Source organism: Pseudoalteromonas sp. ND6B, assembly GCF_000764215.1.
In the GTDB taxonomy this organism is placed as follows: Bacteria; Pseudomonadota; Gammaproteobacteria; order Enterobacterales; family Alteromonadaceae; genus Pseudoalteromonas; species Pseudoalteromonas tetraodonis.
The window spans coordinates 1-22097 of sequence record NZ_JQFL01000017.1; the positions used below are offsets into that span (position 1 = coordinate 1).

General features: G+C 37.8%; 16 protein-coding genes and 1 pseudogene. 5 read left to right on the top strand and 12 right to left on the bottom strand.

Annotated features, from left to right (window positions below):
- The 5 genes from tnpC to ND6B_RS0119035 all read right to left on the bottom strand — a co-directional run.
- Positions 1-1424 (bottom strand): IS66 family transposase (gene tnpC, locus ND6B_RS13980; RefSeq protein ID WP_033102914.1); only part of this gene is annotated, 1424 nt, incomplete at its 3' end.
- An 80-nt stretch (positions 1425-1504) separates the two neighbouring features.
- Positions 1505-1855 (bottom strand): IS66 family insertion sequence element accessory protein TnpB, encoded by a 351-nt coding sequence (gene tnpB, locus ND6B_RS13975; RefSeq protein ID WP_016899347.1) that lies wholly within the window; start codon positions 1853-1855, stop codon positions 1505-1507.
- On the bottom strand, positions 1852-2193 hold the full coding sequence (locus ND6B_RS13970; protein WP_008467385.1) for a hypothetical protein: 342 nt from the start codon (positions 2191-2193) through the stop codon (positions 1852-1854). The genes tnpB and ND6B_RS13970 overlap by 4 nt, the downstream gene beginning before the upstream one ends.
- 78 nt (positions 2194-2271) lie before the next feature.
- Positions 2272-2844 (bottom strand): STM4504/CBY_0614 family protein, encoded by a 573-nt coding sequence (locus tag ND6B_RS13965; RefSeq protein WP_051686697.1) that lies wholly within the window; start codon positions 2842-2844, stop codon positions 2272-2274.
- Between the two features lie 26 nt (positions 2845-2870).
- Positions 2871-3419: a thermonuclease family protein gene (locus tag ND6B_RS0119035; protein ID WP_235420442.1), complete on the bottom strand. Its 549-nt coding sequence runs from the start codon at positions 3417-3419 to the stop codon at positions 2871-2873.
- Positions 3420-3490: 71 nt separating this feature from the next.
- Between ND6B_RS0119035 and ND6B_RS19755 the strand changes: the two genes are divergently transcribed.
- Positions 3491-4204, top strand: a complete 714-nt coding sequence (locus tag ND6B_RS19755; RefSeq protein WP_051686696.1) for a zinc ribbon domain-containing protein — start codon at positions 3491-3493, stop codon at positions 4202-4204.
- Between the two features lie 91 nt (positions 4205-4295).
- On the opposite strand, the gene ND6B_RS13960 is transcribed toward ND6B_RS19755, so the two are convergent.
- The 3 genes from ND6B_RS13960 to ND6B_RS13950 all read right to left on the bottom strand — a co-directional run bounded on the left by ND6B_RS13960 (position 4296) and on the right by ND6B_RS13950 (position 11273).
- Positions 4296-7592 carry a hypothetical protein gene (locus tag ND6B_RS13960; RefSeq protein ID WP_033102916.1) on the bottom strand — a complete coding sequence of 1099 codons (3297 nt, stop codon included), beginning with the start codon at positions 7590-7592 and terminating at the stop codon, positions 4296-4298.
- A 757-nt stretch (positions 7593-8349) separates the two neighbouring features.
- A complete protein-coding gene (locus tag ND6B_RS13955; RefSeq protein WP_033102917.1) occupies positions 8350-9018 on the bottom strand; it encodes a hypothetical protein in 669 nt (222 codons plus the stop codon).
- Between the two features lie 83 nt (positions 9019-9101).
- On the bottom strand, positions 9102-11273 hold the full coding sequence (locus ND6B_RS13950; RefSeq protein ID WP_033102918.1) for a recombinase family protein: 2172 nt from the start codon (positions 11271-11273) through the stop codon (positions 9102-9104).
- On the opposite strand from ND6B_RS13950, the pseudogene ND6B_RS13945 reads away from it, so the two are divergent.
- Positions 11206-12519: pseudogene (locus tag ND6B_RS13945) on the top strand (YifB family Mg chelatase-like AAA ATPase); the annotation flags it as partial. The gene ND6B_RS13950 and the pseudogene ND6B_RS13945 sit on opposite strands and share 68 nt — an antisense overlap.
- Here the strand turns inward: ND6B_RS13945 and ND6B_RS13940 are convergent.
- Complete coding sequence (locus ND6B_RS13940; RefSeq protein WP_033102919.1) at positions 12516-13220, bottom strand: response regulator transcription factor; 705 nt, start codon at positions 13218-13220, stop codon at positions 12516-12518. The pseudogene ND6B_RS13945 and the gene ND6B_RS13940 overlap by 4 nt on opposite strands.
- Before the next feature lie 165 nt (positions 13221-13385).
- The gene (locus tag ND6B_RS13935) at positions 13386-15878 is read right to left on the bottom strand and encodes an alpha/beta hydrolase family protein (protein WP_033102920.1); all 2493 of its coding nucleotides are present in this window, start codon (positions 15876-15878) and stop codon (positions 13386-13388) included.
- An 84-nt stretch (positions 15879-15962) separates the two neighbouring features.
- On the opposite strand from ND6B_RS13935, the gene ND6B_RS13930 reads away from it, so the two are divergent.
- Positions 15963-17030 carry a hemolysin family protein gene (locus tag ND6B_RS13930; protein ID WP_028835911.1) on the top strand — a complete coding sequence of 356 codons (1068 nt, stop codon included), beginning with the start codon at positions 15963-15965 and terminating at the stop codon, positions 17028-17030.
- Here the strand turns inward: ND6B_RS13930 and ND6B_RS13925 are convergent.
- A complete protein-coding gene (locus tag ND6B_RS13925; protein WP_033102921.1) occupies positions 17027-18244 on the bottom strand; it encodes an EAL domain-containing response regulator in 1218 nt (405 codons plus the stop codon). The two genes, ND6B_RS13930 and ND6B_RS13925, sit on opposite strands and share 4 nt — an antisense overlap.
- A gap of 356 nt (positions 18245-18600) precedes the next feature.
- Here ND6B_RS13925 and ND6B_RS13920 point away from each other — a divergent pair, with 356 nt between their 5' ends.
- Complete coding sequence (locus ND6B_RS13920) at positions 18601-19617, top strand: metalloprotease (protein ID WP_028835913.1); 1017 nt, start codon at positions 18601-18603, stop codon at positions 19615-19617.
- A gap of 174 nt (positions 19618-19791) precedes the next feature.
- The gene (locus tag ND6B_RS13915; protein ID WP_033102922.1) at positions 19792-20529 is read left to right on the top strand and encodes a CPBP family intramembrane glutamic endopeptidase; all 738 of its coding nucleotides are present in this window, start codon (positions 19792-19794) and stop codon (positions 20527-20529) included.
- Between the two features lie 104 nt (positions 20530-20633).
- On the opposite strand, the gene ND6B_RS13910 is transcribed toward ND6B_RS13915, so the two are convergent.
- Positions 20634-21947 carry a short-chain fatty acid transporter gene (locus tag ND6B_RS13910; protein WP_033102923.1) on the bottom strand — a complete coding sequence of 438 codons (1314 nt, stop codon included), beginning with the start codon at positions 21945-21947 and terminating at the stop codon, positions 20634-20636.
- Between the last annotated feature and the right edge of the window lie 150 nt (positions 21948-22097).

The window sequence follows — 22097 nt, forward strand, 5'->3', positions numbered from 1 at the left end:
TCATCAAGGCAAGCACAGATGTAATTAAATGGGATTAGACCATTTATCTTGGCGGTTTCCACAATGCTGTAAAGGGTGGCACTAGCATGGGCACCGTTAGCCGTTTGGCTAAATAACCAATTCTTTCGGCCTATCACAAACGGTTTTACCGCGCGTTCTGCTCTATTATTATCGATGCTAAGTCGGCCTTCATCAACATAGCGTATGAGCTTGTGCCATTGATTTGCCAGGTAATTAGCTGCCTCTATCAGTTTGCTGTTCCCCACTAAATTTGGCTGATCCTGCTCAAGCCATATTTTTAGCTTGCTAAGAATAGGCAGGCTAACCTCTTGTCTTGCCGTATATTTGTCATCCACACTTTTATCTTTGATGCGTGACTCAACGCCGTACAGTTTTTGGATAAGGCTCAATACCACATCCGCTTTGCCGGTTTTGTTTTTACCTTGTAGCTTTTTCGCGTCGATAAATTTACGACGAGCATGCGCCCAGCAGCCAATTAAGGTTGCCTCTGTTCTGGCATAGGCTTGATAGCCATCCACGTGCAAGTACCCTTGATATCCATCAAGATAATTGACCACGCAGGCGGCCGCGCGACTATTGTGGAAGTCGTAAAGTACGATATTAGGGATGGGATTATTCGGGTCTGGTGAATCTCGACCCGAGCAATACACCCACATGTAACTGTTTACTTTGTCCGATTTCACCACCTTTAATGGCGTTTCATCGGCAAACAGCGTGGGTTGCCTTAACAGCTCGGCTTTAAGCCGTTCAACTAATGGCGCGAAGAGTGAGGCTGATTTGTCTATCCAGCTGCTCATGGTCTGTCGACTGAGTTCAATACCGTATTGCTTAAACATCGCTTCCTGGCGATACAGCGGTAACCCGTATTGGTATTTACTGGTGATAAGCTGACTGAGCAAACTGCTGGTTGCAATGCCTTTGTTGATGGGCATGGCAGGCATTGAGGCTTGTTTAATCTGTGTCTGAGTTGAGGATTTATCACAGTGACGGCAGGCGTATTTAGGCCTAATATGCTCAATCACTTTGATTTTAGCGGGTATGAACTCAAGCTTTTCTGACTTATCTTCACCCATTTTATGTAGCTCACCGCCACAGCAATCACAGGTTTTGTCGATGATGTCGTGAATAACCTGCTCACGAGGTAAGTCTTTTGGCAGTGGCTTACGCACCGGCTTTTTACGGGTATAGCTAATGGATTGTTGCTCTGCCTCAACTTCCTCAACAATTTCTTCCACTTCATTGAATAACTCGCCTTGCCCGGCAAAGCCTTCAGCACTTTTGCCGAATTGTTTTTGTTGGGCCAAGTTCCAGCGCTCTTCCAATGCCGCAATCTGGGCATCCTTCTGCGCTAACAGTTTTTCAAGTTCAGCAATGCGCTGTTTAAGGGCGAGTTCATTTTTCATGACGCCTATTTTAAGGCATCATCAAAGGCTTTGCAGTGCTAACTGAACTCACTTTGATGATCATCAATCGATCGCAAATATTAAAGCATTTGCTTACCTGCGACATCAATTTTACTGTGTCCAATCACATCATAACCCGATAATAACCAGTGTAATTGCTGCTCGCTTAAGGTCATGGTGGGTGACATGAGTTTGGGCCATTTGAACTTATGCTTATCTAATCGCTTATACCACAGTGCAAAACCGGTGTTATCCCAGTAAAGCAGTTTGAGTTTGTCACGGCCTTTATTACAAAACACAAATAGCGCACCACTGAGCACGGGTAGTTCAAGCTCTGCTTCCACCAACGCCCCCAGACCATTAATTGATTTTCGAAAATCAACGGCATCGGCACATAAATAGACGGTGGGTACATCAACGAACATCCTCATACCGTTAGCCCTTTAATAATGGCAACGATATCGGCCGTCGCTAAATCGATAGGAAACGTGAGTTGGCCGGTTAGCGTATCAAACTGCAGCGTATTTTGACGAGTTTGCGCGCAGACTTCAGTAGTTTGTTTTACCTGGACAAAACGTGATGATGTAAGGCACTGCGTGTGCACTGGCAAGGTGGAATTAGGCTGGTCTTTTGCCAGTAAAGCACGTTGTTTATAATAAGTCGTAATAGCGACATTATGGTGTTGGCAGAATTCAATATTAGTACCACTAAACGTACTGCGTTTCAGCAAAAGCTGCTGCCACTGTGCGCTTGTTCTGTAAGTTTTCATCACCTGCTCCGAATTTATCATTGAGCAGGTATTTTTAGATAATCAGAACATCGATGCTAGGTGTGGTTCGCTAGACGCTTACTTTCTATATGCTTCATGAGCCTTTAAAAACTCGGTTTCTGCACCTACATACTTTTTTTGATGTAGTAATCTTAAAGCTGGTACAACAGCTTCTGAGTGTATGATCTCAGAATCTATACGTATGATTTCATTGTTTAAGAATTGATAACCTACCGCATTTTCTTTGAATCGAATGTTTAACTCATTTATAGCTTTTTCAGCATCATTTTTACTGAAAAAGGTAGGTACGTTTATTACCTTAAAAAGTAATTCAATTACATCAAGGTTTTCATCTAACTTACTACTACCTGAAAAAAACCTTATAATTTCTAAACTTGGTTTACCCTTAGAGTTGTAATCATTATGGGGCAACTCAAATACCCCCATTTCTCTACATAGTATTTTGTGAATATGTCCATAATAAGCAGATACTTTTTCGTCATAAATGTCTGAATAATCGCCAATTACATCATTCCAAATATGAATAATTTGATTTTTCAATTTATCAGGTAGGCAGTTATACTTGTAAACATCAACTTGATCGCCGTTCAATCTAGCTTGTCGTTTAGAATAAGTTTCATGAATACTCAATTAAATTCCCTTTTAGGTTAGTCTTTTCAAGACTTGATATTACACCAGTCATGTTTTTTCTTGCCGCCAGAATATGTAACAGCTAGCTTATTATCAAGTAATTGATTTGAAAGTGATACACCATCTAAGTATACATCAGCAACTATTCTAAAATATTTCCCTCGTTGAACAGTTTTCAGAACTATAACTTTAGCTTCTCTTAATTTTTGAACTGTGAATTGCTTTGCTTTTTTAGCTAATATTTTTTCATTTTCACATTTTGCCCTTAACTCAGGCGTGTCGATATTAGCTACTCTAACACTTATATTCTCACCAATAATTCGGGGCATATCACCATCAAGATTAACTCGAAATGTATCTCCATCGTAAATACTTACAATTTCAAATACGTTCAAATCCCCATAAGTTTTTGCTACAGACAATGGTACGAATAGAAGAGTTAAAATGAAAATAATGTATTTCATAGTGTATGCTTGATTAAAAATTATTAATTGGTAAGAATATAGCATTGTACAAAAATAGTTATGCATGGATCGCTTAAAACTAATCAAACTTGCCTGAATATTATTAGTCACTTTAGCTCCTCCATAATTAAGCTTTTCCAGGTCTAAATCAGTCTAACTTTAAAATAATTAAGGAAAATTAAATGGCATTAGTTAAATGTAAAGAGTGTGGTGAAGAGGTTAGCAATAAAGCTAAATCTTGCCCCAAGTGTGGTGCAAAAGCCCCTAAGAAAACATCATTACTCACATGGCTTGTTCTAATCCTAATAATTCTAGGTATTTATACATCAAGTCAATCAACAGATAGCGCAACTAAATCACCTGCAAAAGTAAGTAGTTCAGAAAAAAATGAAACTATAAAATCTGAAAAAGTAAAAAAAGCAGCGCCACCCAAGCCAGTTTGGGTTACGTCAGTTTCAAAAGATGAGATGACAGGAGAATTTACTGCTTTCGCCCATTCGCCTAGATCTTATCCATCGAAAAAAATGGGATTTCCATACCACGATGTTTATAGCTATATGGGCGTGGGTTGCAGTGCTGGTAAAGAATGGGTGTATTTAGGTTTTAATGAAGCCCCAAATTTATCAAAAGATACTACAAAAAGTGGTTACAACTTAATTAAAACACGTATTAAGTGGAACGATAATGTTGAGGACATTTCACTTACCCAAGATTGGGGCGCAAAGTTTTTACATTTTGAAGATGACTCTGTAGTAACTTCAAAAATAGAAGCTTCTAGTACAGCGCTTGTTGAACTTCAATGGCATGGTGAGCAAGCTACATATTTCAAATATTCTCTTAGTGGTTCATCAAAAGCGATCTCTGAAATTAGGGATAAATGTTCTAAAAATAAATAAGCGCTAAAGATTTTTAATAGTGTGATACAACTCATATCACACTATTAAATTTAAGCTGTATTAGTTCAGGAACTTGACCGAAGTTAATATTTTACCCAAAGTTGATTAATTGTGAATTATCAATTTTTTTAAATTCTATTGGTTGCTCAATTACAGGATCATTAGCTGCATCTTGGTTAAATAGTTCATCATAAATCTTGTTGTTATCAATTGACTCATTATTACTGTCATTAATACCCGTTAATAACGTTAATTCATGTGAGTCACTAGCAATACTATCCTCATCAAAACTTACACCAATTAAATCCCCATCAATCCCTTCTGGTATTTCGGTGTAAGTTTTTGCATCATTGATTGACGCTTTAAAAGCATCAACCAAATTATTAACCATTTTATTTTTATTTTTTGTGCTACTTTCATTAACAAACGCATTAATAAAGTCACCATCATAAAACTTCAATAAATCATCAATAGATAATGAATTGTCTATTGCATCAACTTTCTTTTTAATAGCTCTACGAGTATTTTTAGTTTTTGCATCCATAGCTTTATCACCAGAAAGAGGGCGAACACCACGTTTACCATTTTCAAAAGATTTAGAAACGTTTTCATCTAAACATTTAGTATTTAATTTAACACCCGTTTCTAAAAATATTTGATTAACAATAGCTTCAGCGTGAGCTTTATTAGGAACAACTATATCGCATACACGATCATCAATTTCGTAACGTAACACACCACGAAAAAACGCTTGTAAAAGTAAGTTAATCTGAATCCAGTTTTCAAGTTCGTCTGCGCCTAAACCTTGTATTTCATCTGTAGTTAATTTTACGTCAATAGGTAGATCACAACGGAACAGACCTAAAATTAAATCGTTTTCTTTTAAATCATTTCTACCTTTTGTATTAGCTGGAACACTTGTTAAATCAAAATGGTGTTCAAGGTCACGTGCTAGTTCACCATCTTGTAACTGATCATTGTTAACACACAATAAAGCTTTACGACCACCAGCAAATTCTTTCTTGATAGCGTTTGTTATCATAAATCCACGTTCTTTAATGTTGTTCATTTTGGTTTTACTCATGTTGTGTTCAGTAACATAGTAAACAGTTCCCGCACGTTTATTAAAGTTCTTGATCCTAAGTTTCAAGTTTTCTTCTTGATAGTTCACACCAGCTTTAGTTAACAATCTAACAATCGGATTCTCTTGAACTGAGTCACCAATAAAGGTAACACCACGCCCAAAATTAACGAATGTATCAACGTCAATTATTCTTGATTTATAAACGTTGTAGCCCTTGTCTATTTCTGGTTTAAAAGTGTAGAAAATTGCTTTATTGTCAGCATGAATTGTTTTAACTTCCTCAACACGCTTGAACAGTTTTTCAGCATTACCATTCTTTTCATTTTCTACGTAATATTCTAAACCATCTTTGCTAAGACCATTAATTTTATAGCTGTTAGAACGTTTTTCATATTCAAAATAATTTAATAAATCTTTCTTTTGTTGACTAGTCCACAAAGCACCATTCGTATTTAATTTAACAGGTGTTGATAGTCCATCAACATCATCTTTTAATAAATGAACGTTTCTTAAATCTAAGTCAGTTGTATTAACAGTTAAAAAACCTGCAAAAGTCATAAACACGATACCGCCATTTTTTACAAAATCTTTATCGAACCTAAACACGTTATCGAATTGTGACGCTACAGTGCCATATTTTTGTTCTTCGTCTGCTGCATCGCTTGCAAAAATTGTAACTACACGATCTTTGTATGCTTCAAACTCCTTTAAAGATAATTCACCAGTATTAACCAAAGCGGTTAAATGTTTAATAACTTCTTCGTAACGTGAACCCTCAACCCCTCTGCGCATAGAGGCACGATCAGGTAAAATGTAAAGTGAACATGCTTTATCATCAATCATGTCACGAACAGCGTCTTTAGTTGCTTTAAAAGTTTTACCAGTAGCAGGCAAACCAGTCATACAAGTAAGTTTAAGGTTTTTAATACTCTTATCGAAAACTAGTTCACCCTTGTTTTCTTTTTCAACATTAACTTTTTCATCAACAAAACTAACTGCTTTTAGGCAATTATAAACAAAAGTCTTTTTACAATTAAATGTTCTTAATTCATCCACTAACTTAGCATAAGCAACTTTATCTGCACCCTTGTATTCAAGAGCAATAGATGGTCTTGCACTGTTCTTTTTAGCAGCGTTTAATTTACTTTCTGCCGTCCATGTAGGACGTTTACTAAAACGTGCCTTAAACACATCTAACTCAAGTATAATACGTGAATCATCAACACCCTTAGCAATCATTGAGCAAGCCATTGAATACGCAGCACCGTTACCGTCACCAGTAGCAAAGCTTTTTGTATTATTGCTGAACTTCTCACTAGTTGATTGAACACGTGCATCAATCATAGGTTCTGTAAGTTTAAGTTCATTAGCGCCTAACTCACTCATACTAGAACGAACGCTTTTAATTTTTTCGTCAATGCTCTTTACTTGCTTATTAACGTTATTGATAAAAGCTAAAGCTTGTTTAACAGAATAAACGTTAAAATCATTGTTTAAATGAATGCGTGTATCGTCAGACACGTAACATAAAGAATTATTGTTAGTAGGCGCTTGATCGTAGTATTCAACAATACCAGCCATTTTTAATAAGTCTTTAACCATTATACGGTTCATGTTCATGTGAGCTTTACGATCACCTTTGAACGCTGCAAACGTATTGTATGAGCCTTTGTTAGTGTATAGGTCATTTAACCAAAAACATTTAATACCATCTTTAGAAGGCGACACCATCACAAAAAAAGGCTTAGTAGTTAATAACGCATCCCATACACGATTTAATTCATTCTCAGGAATATTGTCTAAGTCAGCATGAAACACACCATTAGCGGTGAAGGTGTTTAAACCCTTGTCTGTAGACTCAATTTTATGAAAACCATCAATTTTAAAACCGTGTGGTGTAAACTTAGGTAGGTAAAAATCCTTACTTACTTTTGTTTCACTTTCTTTTTTAGCTTGTTTATATTCGGCAACGGGTGCATTGAACTTACCCTCAGCAATTGCAGTAATTACACGCACAAGCTGAATACCTTTAATTTTAGTTAAAAAACCGTCTTTAACTGGCGCAAAACCAACGTTAATATTTTTTAATAAGTCTTGTTTTTTATCAGTGCTGGTAGGAACTACTTTGGTGAAATTGCCACTAGCTTTGTGTAAAGCATCAATTTTTTCTACATAAATATTATTGTGAGGTTTTTTGGAAAAGGGTTGCGTTGTGGCGGCGCTAACCTTTTTTTGTAAGTGCTTTTCTATAACAGTAAATGGTGCTCCCAATTTTGCAATTTTATTATTCGTAATTGTATTCATTATGTTTACCTATTTTTCAATCCGCCCCCTTATGCAGGCAAGTTTATGTTTTAATCGTTGGTATAAATCAATTTGATTTACTCATATTCTATTTTCAGTTTAGTGCTTTAAGCTTTTCTAAATTTCTCAATATCGTTGGCTCACTCACTTTATAGTATCGTGATAATTCTGCCTTGCTATATCTACCACTTTCCCACTTAGCTTTAAGCTCCATTAGCTTACTTAAATTTTTAAAAACGTGATTGTATGTCTTCATATATCTACCTTTACTTCTTACGATATTCGTAAGGTTTAAATCAAAAAAACTCACTAAATTTAGTGAGTACACATGTATATATATAAAAGTTTTTTCTGCAAACATGCTTTTTCTGTATGAATTATAAGCAAAAGGCCATGTTTTTTGTAAATGAATGTAAATGAAGCATAATAATTCTAACTTACAGAAGTTTTGTTTTATTTTTTTTTGATACTTGCGGCTTCGTGGGTTTTTGTTGCTGTTTTTACGGTTTTTTATAGCTAAAATGCATAGTTAATTCTTTGGGTTTTGTTTTTATTGAGTTGATTGCAAAGCTATAAACGTTTTAGAAGTATATTATAAGTTTTAATGCTAGATCTTTTCAAAATGTGAAAGGCGAATTTTTAAGACTTATTCAGTTGAATTTTAGAGATGGGTTAATCATTTTCTTTATTACTTGATAGATAATTTAGAGTTGTTAAACCCACTCTAATTAGAAATAGAGCAGGCTCTTAGGTGAAGCTAACTTTTATTCTTTAGTTTTTGTTCTTTTAAAAAATCGATAAAAACAGGCTCAGAGGTCTTTAATGAATTATTAAAATCGGTTTTGCACTTCATTTGTCTAACAGGATAATCTTCACTTTCGTATGTCAAAAGTGCTACTTCATAAACCAACTTTCCAGCTAAATTTAGGTATAAGTCTTTTGGCATATTATTTTTCACATAATCGAAGTGTCCAAACGTTGCATTAAGTCTAATACTACCGAAGTATTTCCATGAGTCGTTTTGACCAAAAGTATTATTAACTAAAGAGTTCAACATATATCGACAGAACCTGTTAAACCTCGGTTGAGACTCATCTGAAAGTGGAATTATATCGAGTTTTTCCATTTCTTTTTTATTTAAAATTTTGTCCCAAGATAAAGTAATTCTGTCCTGCTCCCAACTATAAGAAATAAATGATGAGGGAGGCTTCATGCTTAAATTTGCGTCTCTTTCCAACTTCCTGAGAAAGTTTTTTTCTGCATCCTCTAGTATGGCTTTTGTCTTAATAATCCCAAGATCAAATAATGATGCTGGCTCATTCATAAGCCAAGTTGTTTCTTGACTCGGTCCAGAATATACCTTTGCTGGAAGCAACGAAGTTAGACTACAAAAAAATAAAATGCTTATACTTAGTTTCTTTCCCATGAAATTTAATTCCTTAGTAGGCAATAGATTAACATTCAGTTATATATTTGACATAAAGAATGATTAGTAAAATAGCTATGATGCTACGAAAGCACTATAAGCTGTTTATAATTTTTAATGTTCTTCCACAAAATGCCGTGGATATCCTCTACTGTGTATACTTTGTCTGAAATAATTGAAATGCTATTTCGGCCATTGTTTTTTGTAATAAACTCAACTTTATATATCATTCCTCGCTTCTCAAAAAAAGCTGTACAGTAAGATTTATGCTTTTGCCATTGTTTCTCAGTTAATCCGCTGTCTATAGCGAATGAGCTTTTTAAAATAAAATATCCATAACTTTTTACATAATTATTTATATGGCTGACTGCTTTGTCACACGCCATAATAGTTCTTTCGTGGCTGAATAATTTCAGTAATGAAGGGTTTATTTTATCTATATGTATTACATGGTTTTTGTTTTCTAGCTCTTCTCTAGTAAATGTCACTAATGAGAATTCAGGGTCTTGTTTCATGGAAGAGTACAAACTATCTTCGGTATTATTAAAAATATGCAGGAAACTGCCCATTCTTCTTCCTTTAGACTTATTTTGAATAGGAAAATAGCATACTTTAAATTCTCCGCTTTCAAACTCAATGCTGATTAATCCATTCTTATCTAAGGTAATTCGTTTTATTATTTTATATATCTTGTTTCCATTTTCTAGATTTTGCTCACTTGTACCATTTAACAACTGATCTTTTATCTTCCTAATTTCATTAGGAATCATATTCCGTTCTTCGATTGTTCGAGAACTTATAAATTTCTGACCATTAAATTCATCTAATAACTTTTGTTTTTTTTCTATAGCCTTTTTTGACTCTATTATTTTTGGAGCGAACTTATCACCGTATGCTAGAGGGTGGTCTTCTACAAGTTTCAGCATATTATTTATGCTTTCCTGAAGCTCCGTTATTTCACCATTTAATTTGTTTGTTTCTATCTCACGATTTTTTGTATTTTTATCTGTGTCTTTTTTATAAATATCTCCTGTTACAGCGTCAGCAATTACATGATTCAAGACGTAAATTTGCTCCATATTTCGACATGATATTTGATCAATACAACCATAATATATTGGTTGTGTGGCATTCTTCCCATATATGACGGTTAATGGTTTACCACATGAGCAATACAACCGTTGCCTTCCCGATAATAAGCTATAGTATTTTTGACCTTCAGATCTGAGTTTAATGGAGCGCTTTCTAGTTTCCTGTAGGCCTAGCCATTCATTTTTTGTGCAAACCGCAGGATAATATTCATTCAAAATATATTCTTTCTTGGGGTATGTTTCGCCGAAGCCATCATATATAACTTTTTGCGTTCTATCTTGAACCTTCAAAATACAGTTGCCGTAAAGAGTATGGCTTTTGAGATAGTCTTTTAACCACTGCTTTGTTCTTGAAATATTATGCTTTTCATTAACCACTCTAATAATTTTGTGAAGACCGCTTCCGTTTAAAGCAAGAGCGATAATCTCTTTTGCTACGTCAAAATTCTTAGGATGCTTTACTACTACTTTACTTTTATCTTCACCTACTAGCTGGCAGTGAAAAGGGATGCTTTTTCCGTGATGTAAAGGAGCATTATTTAAGCCTCGTATGCCATCATTGAATTGGGTAATTCGCTTTAATATATAATCGTTATTTAATGCTGCTTTTTTACTACTTTCCTCGAATGCACTATTAAATCCAATCACGCTAACTATTGCATCAACAACCTTATTGCTGCTCTCACCACCATATAATTTATTATCCATAGTGGTGTAAAACCGAACACCTTTATGTAATAAATCGGTGAAAATACTATTTACTTTATATAGTGAGCCTCGTGAAAATCTATCTAGCGCTCTTAAGATGATAAGGTCATTTCTTTTAACTATCTCTAACAAGTCTTTTAATTTTCCTGTTTTCAAGTTACTACCAGAGAAGCCTGAGACCCCTTCATCAACAGTTATTAACTCTGATAATTCACAACCATGCTCAGATGCTATTTGCTTTGCTTTCTTGAGGTCAGTTTGTATTTCAATAGATGTACCTATAGTTTGCTTATCGCTGCTGACGCGCCCATAGATGAAAGCTGTTGGTTTCATTTTTAATTCTATAATCTTGGTTGATTTAAATATTATCCCATTACATTGCAGGTAAATCAATTTAGCCCCTGCCGATTTACCAAAAGACGGCGGGCGGTTTGACCTTGCGATTGCGGTAGGCATTTTGGTCGCATCGGGGCAAATAGTCTGCCCTGATATTCATAAGTATGAGTTTTATGGTGAGCTTGCACTTAATGGTGAAATACGTGCAGTGAATGCTATTTTACCCTCAGTGCTCGGTGCTAAAGAGCAAAACCGTTGTTGCTTTCTTCCTCTTGAAAACGATAGTTTGGCCAGCCTTGTCAGCGGTGTAAAACGAAAAGCGGTAAGCTCTATACAAGAGGTGTGGGGAGACTTACTCAACCAACAACCTTTACCATTGAATATTGCCTACCCTGACTGTACCCAAGCGCCAGATTTTTTACTCGATTTAAGTGATGTAAAAGGCCAACCCGGTGCTAAACGAGTACTAGAAATTGCTGCCGCAGGTGGACATAACCTACTATTTTTAGGGCCACCAGGAACCGGCAAATCAATGCTTGCGCAACGAATGTCTACAATAATGCCAACCATGTCAGATGATGAAGCCATTGATACTGCCGCTTTGTATTCCATTATTGGCCACTCAATCGATTTAACCAACTGGCGTCAGCGACCATTTCGAAATCCTCATCACACTTGCTCTGCAGTTGCGCTGGTAGGCGGTTCGTCTAACCCTAAACCCGGTGAAATATCGTTAGCGCACAATGGCGTATTATTTTTAGATGAGCTGCCTGAATTTGAGCGCAAAGTACTGGACTCGTTACGAGAACCAATGGAAACCGGAACCGTGACGATTTCGCGCGCGGCAAGACAAATGGAATTTCCGGCACAGTTTCAGCTTATTGCAGCACTTAATCCCAGCCCGACTGGGTGCTATCATGATAAACGGGCGACCCCTGATCAAGTGATGCGTTATTTATCGCGGGTATCAGGACCGTTTATCGATAGAATTGATTTGCAAATTGAGCTCCCTAGACTAAGCAGTGTGGAGCTACAAAGTACGACTGCAGAAGAAACCAGTGCTGAAGTGAGAGCGCGAGTAGAAGCGGCTTATGCAATACAATTAAAACGCCAAGGTAAAGTGAATGCGCGGCTAAATAACAAAGAAATGAGCTTATACTGCGAGTTACCCGCTGCGGAGCTACAGTTTTTAGCTAGAGCAAGTGAAAAGCTGGCGTTATCGCCGCGCTCTTATCATAGAGTGATAAAAGTAGCGCGTACCATTAGTGATTTAAAGGGCGCGCCACAAATTAGTTTAAATGAGCTTAAAGAAGCGCTTAATTATCGGGCATTTGAGCGTTTATTATCGCAGTTAACCCAATACTAAATAGATAGCATATAGCCTTTACCACGCACGGTGACGATGCGTTTTTGATCTTTCTCATCGTTAAGCTTTTTACGTAAACGACCCACTAACACGTCTACGGTACGATCGTTGGGGCTCCAATCAGGCTGGCCAATTTCTTCTGATATTTTTTCACGTGAAGTGGCTTTACCGGCATTGCCGATTAAACAAATAAGCACTTTATGCTCTGCTTCGGTGAGCCGTGATTCAATCCCACTGGCTGTAATGAGTGTGCGGTTATCTGGATGGAGTTTAAAATCAGCGTATTCGATAAACTCTTCACTGTCATCGTCGTGTTGATTGTTTGCAATACGTTTGTATAAAGCGCGCATTCTCAACTCAAGCTCGAGTAAATCGACAGGCTTGCAAATATAGTCATCGGCACCTTGAGCAAGACCAGCAATACGATCAGCTTGTGAGTCACGACTCGATAACAAAATAACACCAATATCGGTGAGCGTATTTAACTCTTTGGCAAGTTGTAAACCATTGCGCTTTGGCAGCACAATATCAATAATTGCCAAGGAAATAGCACTGCGCTGATTTACACGGCTTTTAACAATGCTTAAAGCATCGGCACCCGTTGCGTCAACGTCAATAGAGAACTCGGTATTTATAAAATGATTTTGGATGCGCTTTACTAGCAGCTCGTCATCTTCAACCAATAAAACATTAATTGCCATAGTCTGTTATTTTTTTAATAGTAGCCTTGCATGTTAGCATTATTCGTTACATGCATAACACAGAGTTTAATTTTTTTCGGTAACTTTATATTACAAAAAAGAATAATGAAATTACCTTTGTATTGCGCACTTTTTATAAATTATTTTAAGTGCGCATTTAAATGACTACTGGCCGTACATTGAATCCCACCATTGTGGTTCATTTTTTAACTTTTTATCAAAGTAAGCCAACATAGTGTTCCACCAATTAAAGCGCTTATCGCGAGCAAATATTTGATGATCGGCTCCTTTGTACTCAATCATTTCAACATCTTTATTTAGCAGTTTTAGCGCGGTGTACATAGTTAAGCTTTCACCTACTGGCACATTCGTATCGCTGTCACCATGAATAAGCAGTAATGGCGTGGTCACTTTATCGGCATGAAACACTGGGCTATGTTGGCTATAAAGTTCAGAGTTATTCCACGGGAAACTATTTTTAGAGGCTTCGCCTGAGTATAAATATCCCCACCATCCTTCACCCCAGTAAGAAGTTAAGTTTGAAATTCCCGCATGAGCAATAGACGCGCTGAACATATCGGTTTTAGTAGCAAGCAGCATCGTCATAAACCCACCGTAAGATGCCCCTAAATTACCGACTTTACTTCTGTCTACAAAATCATATTTAGCTAAAAATGCCTCTGTGCCTTGCATAATGTCATCGGCGGTATAATCGCCCCACGCATTGACATGTTGCGCTGAAAAAGTTTGTCCAAAGCCCGTTGCACCAGTTGGCTGTACCACATAAACCACATAGCCGTTTGCTGCCCATAAATTAAAAGGGTAACGCCCTGTAAATCCACGAGTCACAGGTGAGGTGCCACCATAGTAATAGACCAGAGCAGGGTGCTTTTTAGTTTTATCAATATTACTTGGCAGATAAACACGACCAGATATTTCTACGCCACGCTTATTGGTAAAGTTAAATTCTTCAAGCTTAGGAATCGTGGTATTGGCATATGCAATCGGGTTTGAATCCCAGATTAACTCCACCTTATTTTTGCTTACGTCAAAGCGCTTGAGTTGTTGGGCGCTTGAAGCATTACTGCCAGAGAGCAGTAGCTGGGTATTGCGAGTATTTGAAAAACTAAACTGTTCTACAATATCAAACCCTGTATCTAACTTTTTAAAGCGTTGTTTACTCAGATCATATAAATACAGTGGTTGGGTGTCTTTTTCTGTCACTTTGATTAACGCATCGCCATTGCTTAGTACTTCCAATGTGCCAATCGCAGGGTCAAACTGTTTACTTAACGCCGTTACTTTTTTAGCGTTATCGGTTAGTAAATACAGCTGGCCATCATAATTATTCGCCAGCATGGTTTGCGGTAGTACTCTGCCTGCGCCATTTTTAAAATCAGGGCCTGCAACAACATAAATATTGTTTGCGGTATATTTCGCTTGATTAAAGGTTTTAAACTTACCTAACGATTTTATGCTGTTGGATTTTAATGTAAGTTCAACCAGCTCAGTCTCTGGATGGGTTGAGGCTTGCATGGCCATTACTGGACGACTTATTAATAGTTTTCCACGGTTGCTATTAGCATCTTCAAGTTGATGGCTTAATACGCCTTCGGTCAGGGCTTTGGTTAAACCACTGTGGGCATCGAGTAAATATAATTGGCTAACCGTACGGGCGTAAGACCAACGGTCTTGCAAGCCTTTATGATGTTTAGTGAGGCTATTGGTTTCTTCAGGTGATTTGGACCAGCTAAAAAGAATACTATTATCGTTGTAATAGCTAAAGTTGCTTGCCCCCTCAAGGCCTGAGGCTAAGGTTTTTATAGCGAAAGTTTTACGGTTTAACTGCTTTAATTCGCCGTTGAGTAAATAGACTAAAAATTGATTATCAGGACTCCAAGTGAATTGGCTAGGCTGCGCTTCTTCAAATCGGTATACCGTTTGGTTATTAGTATTTTTAAGCTCGGTTGTGGTAATGGCGTCGTTGCCTGTTTTATCGCTGTAACGCTTTGTTGTACTTAAGTAATGCTTAGCATCAGGTGACAAAGACAAGCCGCTAATAGTTGGGGCGTCAAACAATTGCTTAGCCGATAAGCGCTTGGTCTTATTTGTCGTTAGGGTCACGGCGTCAGTTTCTGCTTTTGGCACAAACTCTAAGGTGACATCATTCCAATTAGCAACCTGTTGAGCAATGACAATAACGGTGTGTGAGCCGTTATTTAAAGCAAGCTGATAGCGTTGGTTTTCACCACTTTGTTTCTCACCGTTAATAAAAACCTGGCCTTGCTCTATTCCTTTAATATTTAAGGAGCCTTGAGTAAATCGGTTAGTTTCAATATTAAATTTAAGTGCTTGTAAACCGCCTAAAGTAAGCGCGTTAATTTTATCAAGTGGTTGCCACTTGTGCTTTTTACCAAACACAACAAAGCTTTCTTTGTTTGATTCAAGTTGTGCAAGCAGATTATTGATAATCACGTCGCCATGCGGTGTTTGAAATGGCTTTGCTTGCATGTCTTCTGCAAGAGGCCCGATAAACTGAATTTTTGATTGATCGAGTGGGGCAGCTAATGCCGTTAAACTCAAACTACTTAATGTGAGTAGGGCTGCCAAGTGAGTAAAACGTTTTGCGTAACGATGCCAAGGTGCGCTTAAATTCATTGCTATGCCTATTATTATTGGAGATTTGGCCAAATATAGCATGTATTGTTATGATGCTCATATATCCAATTTAGAGGAAAAAAAGTGACACTATTAATCGTTTACATGGTTACAGCGATTGTGATTTCGTTTCTATGTTCTGTCATGGAAGCGGTGCTATTGAGCATTTCACCTAGTTATGTTGCGCTGCTTCGTAAAGAGCGGCCAGTACTGGCTAAGCAACTAGAGAAGCTAAAAAGTAATATCGATCAGCCATTAGCGGCTATTTTAACACTTAATACTGTTGCACATACTGCTGGTGCTGCGGGCGTGGGCGCACAGGCTGCCGTGGTGTTTTCAGATGCGGCTGTGGGGATTGCGTCTGCGATTATGACTTTATTGGTACTGGTGTTATCTGAAATTATTCCTAAAACGCTGGGGGCTAATTATTGGCGTGCTTTAACGCCTAGTGTGACTTATGGTTTACGTATTTTGGTACTAGTCCTTAAGCCTTTTGTTTGGGCAGCACAAAAGCTAACTAATTTGATGGGTCAAAAGCATAATGAGGCCTATTATATTCGCCAAGAAATAGAAGCAATGGCCGACATTGGTAGTGAGTCTGGGGCGCTTCATGCTGATGAATCAGAAATCATTCGTAATTTGCTGCACTTTAGGCATGCAAAACTAACCGATTTAATGACACCGCGTACGGTCATTTTTAAAATCCATAAAGATCTTACCGTTAATCAATACTTGAGTGAACACGGTTCGTCGTCATTCTCTCGAGTGCTAATTTATGACAAAGACGCTGACGATATCATAGGCTTTGTACATAAAAACGATATTATGTTGGCATATCATCGGTTAGGCACAGATTACAAAATTAGTAAGTTAGTTAAACCTATCTATACGGTACCGAGCACCCAAAATGTATCGTCGCTATTACAAACATTGCTCACCCAACGTACCCACATTTGCTTAGTGATTGACGAATACGGTGATGTGCAAGGAATTGTAACGCTCGAGGATATGATAGAAGCGTTAATGGGCTTAGAAATTGTGGATGAGCGAGATCAATCAACCAATATGCGCGCCGTAGCAAAGCAGCGTTGGCACCAGCGTTTAGCTGATAGTGAGCATATCGTCAGCGCCGACGATAATGAATCTCGTTAGCTGTTTTTTGTTTTAGCAGCTGTTTTTATCCAGTGTTGGGCCCACGAGATAAATTCAGCTTTTGCTTTTGGGCAACTAAATAAAAAGCCCTGTATAGCTAAATTTGTTTGATAATGCTTGAGGTAGGCCAGCTCTTCGGGGCGCTCAACCCCTTCGGCCACTAATTCAAGCTGCTCTTGGGTTGTCATATTAATTAGTGAACTGACTACCACTTGAGAAAACTTATCGGTTTCTATGTGGCTAATAAAAGAGCGATCTATTTTTACTTCTGTAAATGGCAGCTGTTTCAGTTGGTTAATATTAGTAAAACCAGTGCCAAAGTCATCGAGTGAAATACCAAAGCCGAATATTCTTAATCTATTTAAGGTTTCGAGTTGTGTGTAGCTTGAAAGGGCATGCTGCTCGGTTATTTCAAGCACCACATCACTGGGTAAAACATCATGTTTTTGTAAAAGCTGTAATAACTTATTGGGGCTGTTTAAATCATCTAACTGACACGGCGATAAGTTAAATGACAATTTCAAGTTTGTACCTAGCTGCTCTTTTAGCTGCTTGATGTCACCACAGGCTTTTTCAAATAGCGTAAACGTAATGTCATTGATTAAATCGCATTGCTCAGCCAGGCTGATAAAACGGCTTGGTAAAATAACTCGCTCGTCTTTACTTGAAACAATGCGAGCCAGCACTTCAACACTTTGTATTTGATTGGTGTTTATATTTATTTTAGGTTGATAGTAAGGTGTTATTTCATTATTTTTTAATGCGTTAATTAGCTTTTCTTTAGTGATTGGGCGCTCTTTTACAAGTGTGTGGCTGTTTAACTGAGCGATTTTGGTAAGTAACGTATTTACCTGATTGAGTTGCACAGGCTTAGATAGGTTGCCAATTAAATGCACATTGTGCTGTTTAGCGAGGTCAGCGGCTAGGCTGATTATTTTAGGGTCCATTTCAGAAATAATAACAATTGCACCGCAATAGCCTATTTCACCTAAATTACGGATCAGCTCCATGCCATCCATTTCTGGCATATTAAGATCGGTAAATATGGCATCAAAATAGTTTATATCAGCTTTTACTTTTTCAAGTGCTTTAACAGGGTTTAAACAGGTGGTTGTGGATTGCGACATTTCGAGTTCATTAAAAATAGCTTTCATGACAATCAAAATGGCTTTTGAGTCATCGACAACGAGTATGTTTGGTAATTTTGTGTGCATTGTTGTCCTTAACTTAACGGTCGTAATTTATATCCCTCTGTTTTAAAAATAGTCGCTTGAATTGTTTTTGTCAGTATTTATTGCTGTTTTAAATTTTAAATATCAGCAAAATCCAATCGACAAATTATTCTATCTTGCTCGTGTTTTTTAGGTGGGTAGGTATACTAGCGCCATAATTTATAATGGTTATAATACCAAGCCGCAATAATACTTAATCATTTTGAGGGGGCAAGTCAGACGCGAGCTGCGTTAAATATTCTCCTTTAAAGCAACTAAATAACGAAGTTTTTGCCTTGCTATCGACAGGATTTTTCTGCCTCAAAATAGCGCCCCTAATTAAGCGAACTGATATAACAATGATAAAAATCGATCTGAATCTAGCCGAACAACCGTTTACGCTTATGCTAGATAAGCAACAAATTGTAAAAATATTTCATGATCAGCAAGCGATTGCATTTGAAAATCCACGTGAAAACTATGTTGAGTTTATGCTTGATGAGCAGCTAATTGGTATTGATAGCAGTGACGTTAACCAACAGAGTATTGCGCTATTTGTAGATAATCAGTTTGCCACTCAGCTGGCTTTACCTGTGGCGGCGCAAGGCGAATCTAAAAAAGGCTTTTTGGGACTTGCGGCGCTAGGCTTTAAGTTATTTAAAAGTGCTAAGGTTGTTAAAGTGGCGCTAGCGAGCGCATCGGTGGCCGGTTATGCTTGGCTGTTTACCATTGAATTTGCGTTAATGCTGATTGCTTGCCTGGTGGTACACGAATATGGCCACGTACGAGCTATGAAGTATTTTGGGATAAAAACCAAAGGCATTTATTTAATTCCTTTTGTAGGCGGGTTAGCCGTTAGCGACGATAAAATAACTACGCGCTGGCAAGATGTGGTGATCTCACTAATGGGCCCTGCCTTTGGTTTGTTTACCTCAGTGTTAGGCGTGGTGCTTTATTACGCCACAGAAATGGAAATATTTGCAGGCGTTGCGGTACTTAGTGCGCTGCTTAATTTATTCAATCTACTGCCTATTTTACCGCTAGATGGTGGGCATGTACTAAAAAGTATTAGCTTTTCAATGCGCTCATGGGTTGGTTTAAGTGTGTGCTTACTAGGTGTGCTATTTGGTTTATGGCTTAGCTATACGTTTGGCTTGATGTTGCTGGTGTTCTTTTTGTTTGTTGGCGCACTGGAAATTGTGTTTGAATGGCGCGGCCGTCATTATTCGCATTTATTGCCATTAGATAAATATGGCCAAGGCTTTTCAGCGGTCATGTATGCACTGGTGGTTGCTGGCCATGTAGCAGTGATGATGCACTTTGCTGACTCTGAAAACGCGATATTAAGCTTACCGATGAAAATCTTATCGAGCTAAAAAAACAGTATGGCAGATCGAATTTTGCTCACCATGCTGTTTTTTGCATGGTATTTTTTAAGGTTTGTGTGGCGATGGCAAGATGTTAGTTTTGGTTTGTTTCTTAATGGGGGAATTGGTATGGTACTATCCCTCAGAATGAAAAATAACAAGAAGCCGTGAGCTGATAAAATTATGGATGATGCGATAAAACAACAAGTAAATCAAAGTACAGTGGAATCTTTATTGTACACGCTTTATTGGTTGGCCTTTTTTTCACTGGCGCTCCCAATGGCTTCATACTTGATTATTTTTTTATCGGGTGGTGGGGCATTATTATTAAATGACATTACTTATTTAGAGCAACTAGATTCGAATCCCGGCTTAGTTTTTATATCTACCTTCCTCACTGCTGTACTTACGCTGCCATTTTTAAAGTCTACTCTTGATGCGCAAAATAAAAGCGAAGTTATTGGGCGTTTAGCAATAGAGAAGGTGGCTCTTTTTCCTTTAATCATTACAGTGTTATTAACAGCGGCTTACGTTTTACTGGAACAATGGCTTTTTGGCTTTATGGAAGTCGCCTTGCCAGATTTTATGTTAGAAGTTAAAGCACAAACAAACTCGCTTTTAGCTAAAATTATGCTGTTTTTAGCCGTAGTATTTATTGGGCCTATATTTGAGGAAGTAGTTTTTCGAGGAGTAGCATTCTACAGGCTGAAGAAAACAGCCTTGGGAGCTATTGGCGCAATTATTATCCCAAGTATCGTGTTTACATTGTTACATGGGCAGTATGATCAAGTTGAAATTTTTATTTCTCTGTTTGTGTTTTCTTGCTTGATGGGATTAATTCGTCATCTATCGGGTAACTTGTGGTATTGCATTATCGCTCACATGATCTGTAATTTATTGGCACTAGGTGAAATTATTTAGTGAGATTAAATGACTTATCAGTTAACTTTACTTTCTTACTTAGTTCTTTTGGTTTGCAGCTAGCAAGCGCGATATAAAATCGCGCCTATTTATTACCAGAATACTCATGGATAAAAACTTAGCATCAAGGATATAAACACCCCAGTAATAATCAGCTGTACCACGCAAAAGCCCATAATGTCTTTAGCTTTTAATCCTGCAATGGCTAATACCGGTAATGCCCAAAAGGGTTGAATTAAATTAGTCCACGCATCTCCCCACGCCACAGCCATAGCAACCCGCGCCATATCTGCACCAAGCTCTTGTGCTGCAGGGATAACAATAGGCGCTTGTACTGCCCATTGTCCGCCACCTGAGGGTACAAACATATTAACGAGTCCTGCACTAATAAAGCTGTAAAATGGCAAGCTATCGGCATCAGCGATGGCAATAAAGCCCTGTGATATTTGTTGCGCCAGTCCAGTATCGACCATGACCGCCATAATACCGGCATAAAAAGGGAACTGAATTACAATTCCTGCGCCACTTGGAATCGCTTGTTGTAGGCTATTTAGTAAATTGTGGGGGGTCTGATGTAGTGTGATAGCTAAAAATAAGAAAAGCGCTATCACACTGTTGAGATTTAAGCCGCCACCTGCGATAAAAAAGTAATAGCCTAAGTAGGCAAGTCCGAGTAAGCCAATGCCCATACCTAGCAGTTTGCTTTGCTCTAAATGTTGAGCAGGGCGTGTTATTGCGACTTTATCAGTTAGGGTATTTTCAAGCAGTGATGGGTCAACATAAACACTGTCTTTTTCACTCGGTAGCATGTAGCGGTTAACCAGCGGCATAATAATAAATAAGCCAATCAGAATCGCAATGTTAAAGCCTGCGAATAAGGTTTGCTGTGTGCCAATAATACCCATAGTCGCCTGTGAAAAATGCCCTTCGGTGGCAATGGTGAGTGGTACGGATCCCGCCAATCCGCCGTGCCATACTACAAAACCTGAGTAAGCACTTGCTACTAATAGCCGATAATCTACTCGAGTTTGTTTGGCAATTGCTTTAGCAAATAAAGCCCCAATTACTAAGCCAAATCCCCAATTAAGCCAGCTTGCTAACAGCGAAATAAATGTCACTAAAATAATGGCTTTTGGAGCCGTATTAGCAAGCGTTGCTAATTTTGTTAATAACTTACTTATTAACGAGGTACTGGCGAGCATGTAGCCTGTTACTAGCACCAATAGCATTTGCATGGCAAAGCTCAGTAAGTTCCAAAACCCGCTACCCCATGATGTTATTACCTCAAGTGTGGTTGCAGGGGTCGCTAAATTCGCAATGACTAAAGTAATAATGGTGAGCAAAATAACAAATATAAATGGGTCGGGTAAGTAGCGCTCGACGAGCTTGGTAAATGGACTGGCAACTTTATTAAGCATAATTAATAACGAGTTAGTGAAAACTTATTTGTTAATTAATCATGAAATCTTAGGATTAGCAAACACCGCTTTGAATAAACGCTCAGCAAGGCAGACTTTTTAAAGGTTGTTGATGAGGGAATGTCGCTAGCAAATACTTACCTTGGTCGG

What these genes read in the sequence shown, in the direction of transcription:
- tnpB (WP_016899347.1), bottom strand. Translation starts at nt 1,855, where the DNA reads ATGAGGATGTTCGTTGATGTACCCACCGTCTATTTATGTGCCGATGCC.
- ND6B_RS13970 (WP_008467385.1), bottom strand. Translation starts at nt 2,193, where the DNA reads ATGAAAACTTACAGAACAAGCGCACAGTGGCAGCAGCTTTTGCTGAAA.
- ND6B_RS19755 (WP_051686696.1), top strand. Translation starts at nt 3,491, where the DNA reads ATGGCATTAGTTAAATGTAAAGAGTGTGGTGAAGAGGTTAGCAATAAA.
- ND6B_RS13960 (WP_033102916.1), bottom strand. Translation starts at nt 7,592, where the DNA reads ATGAATACAATTACGAATAATAAAATTGCAAAATTGGGAGCACCATTT.
- ND6B_RS13955 (WP_033102917.1), bottom strand. Translation starts at nt 9,018, where the DNA reads ATGGGAAAGAAACTAAGTATAAGCATTTTATTTTTTTGTAGTCTAACT.
- ND6B_RS13950 (WP_033102918.1), bottom strand. Translation starts at nt 11,273, where the DNA reads ATGCCTACCGCAATCGCAAGGTCAAACCGCCCGCCGTCTTTTGGTAAA.
- ND6B_RS13940 (WP_033102919.1), bottom strand. Translation starts at nt 13,220, where the DNA reads ATGGCAATTAATGTTTTATTGGTTGAAGATGACGAGCTGCTAGTAAAG.
- ND6B_RS13935 (WP_033102920.1), bottom strand. Translation starts at nt 15,878, where the DNA reads ATGAATTTAAGCGCACCTTGGCATCGTTACGCAAAACGTTTTACTCAC.
- ND6B_RS13925 (WP_033102921.1), bottom strand. Translation starts at nt 18,244, where the DNA reads ATGCACACAAAATTACCAAACATACTCGTTGTCGATGACTCAAAAGCC.
- ND6B_RS13920 (WP_028835913.1), top strand. Translation starts at nt 18,601, where the DNA reads ATGATAAAAATCGATCTGAATCTAGCCGAACAACCGTTTACGCTTATG.
- ND6B_RS13915 (WP_033102922.1), top strand. Translation starts at nt 19,792, where the DNA reads ATGGATGATGCGATAAAACAACAAGTAAATCAAAGTACAGTGGAATCT.
- ND6B_RS13910 (WP_033102923.1), bottom strand. Translation starts at nt 21,947, where the DNA reads ATGCTTAATAAAGTTGCCAGTCCATTTACCAAGCTCGTCGAGCGCTAC.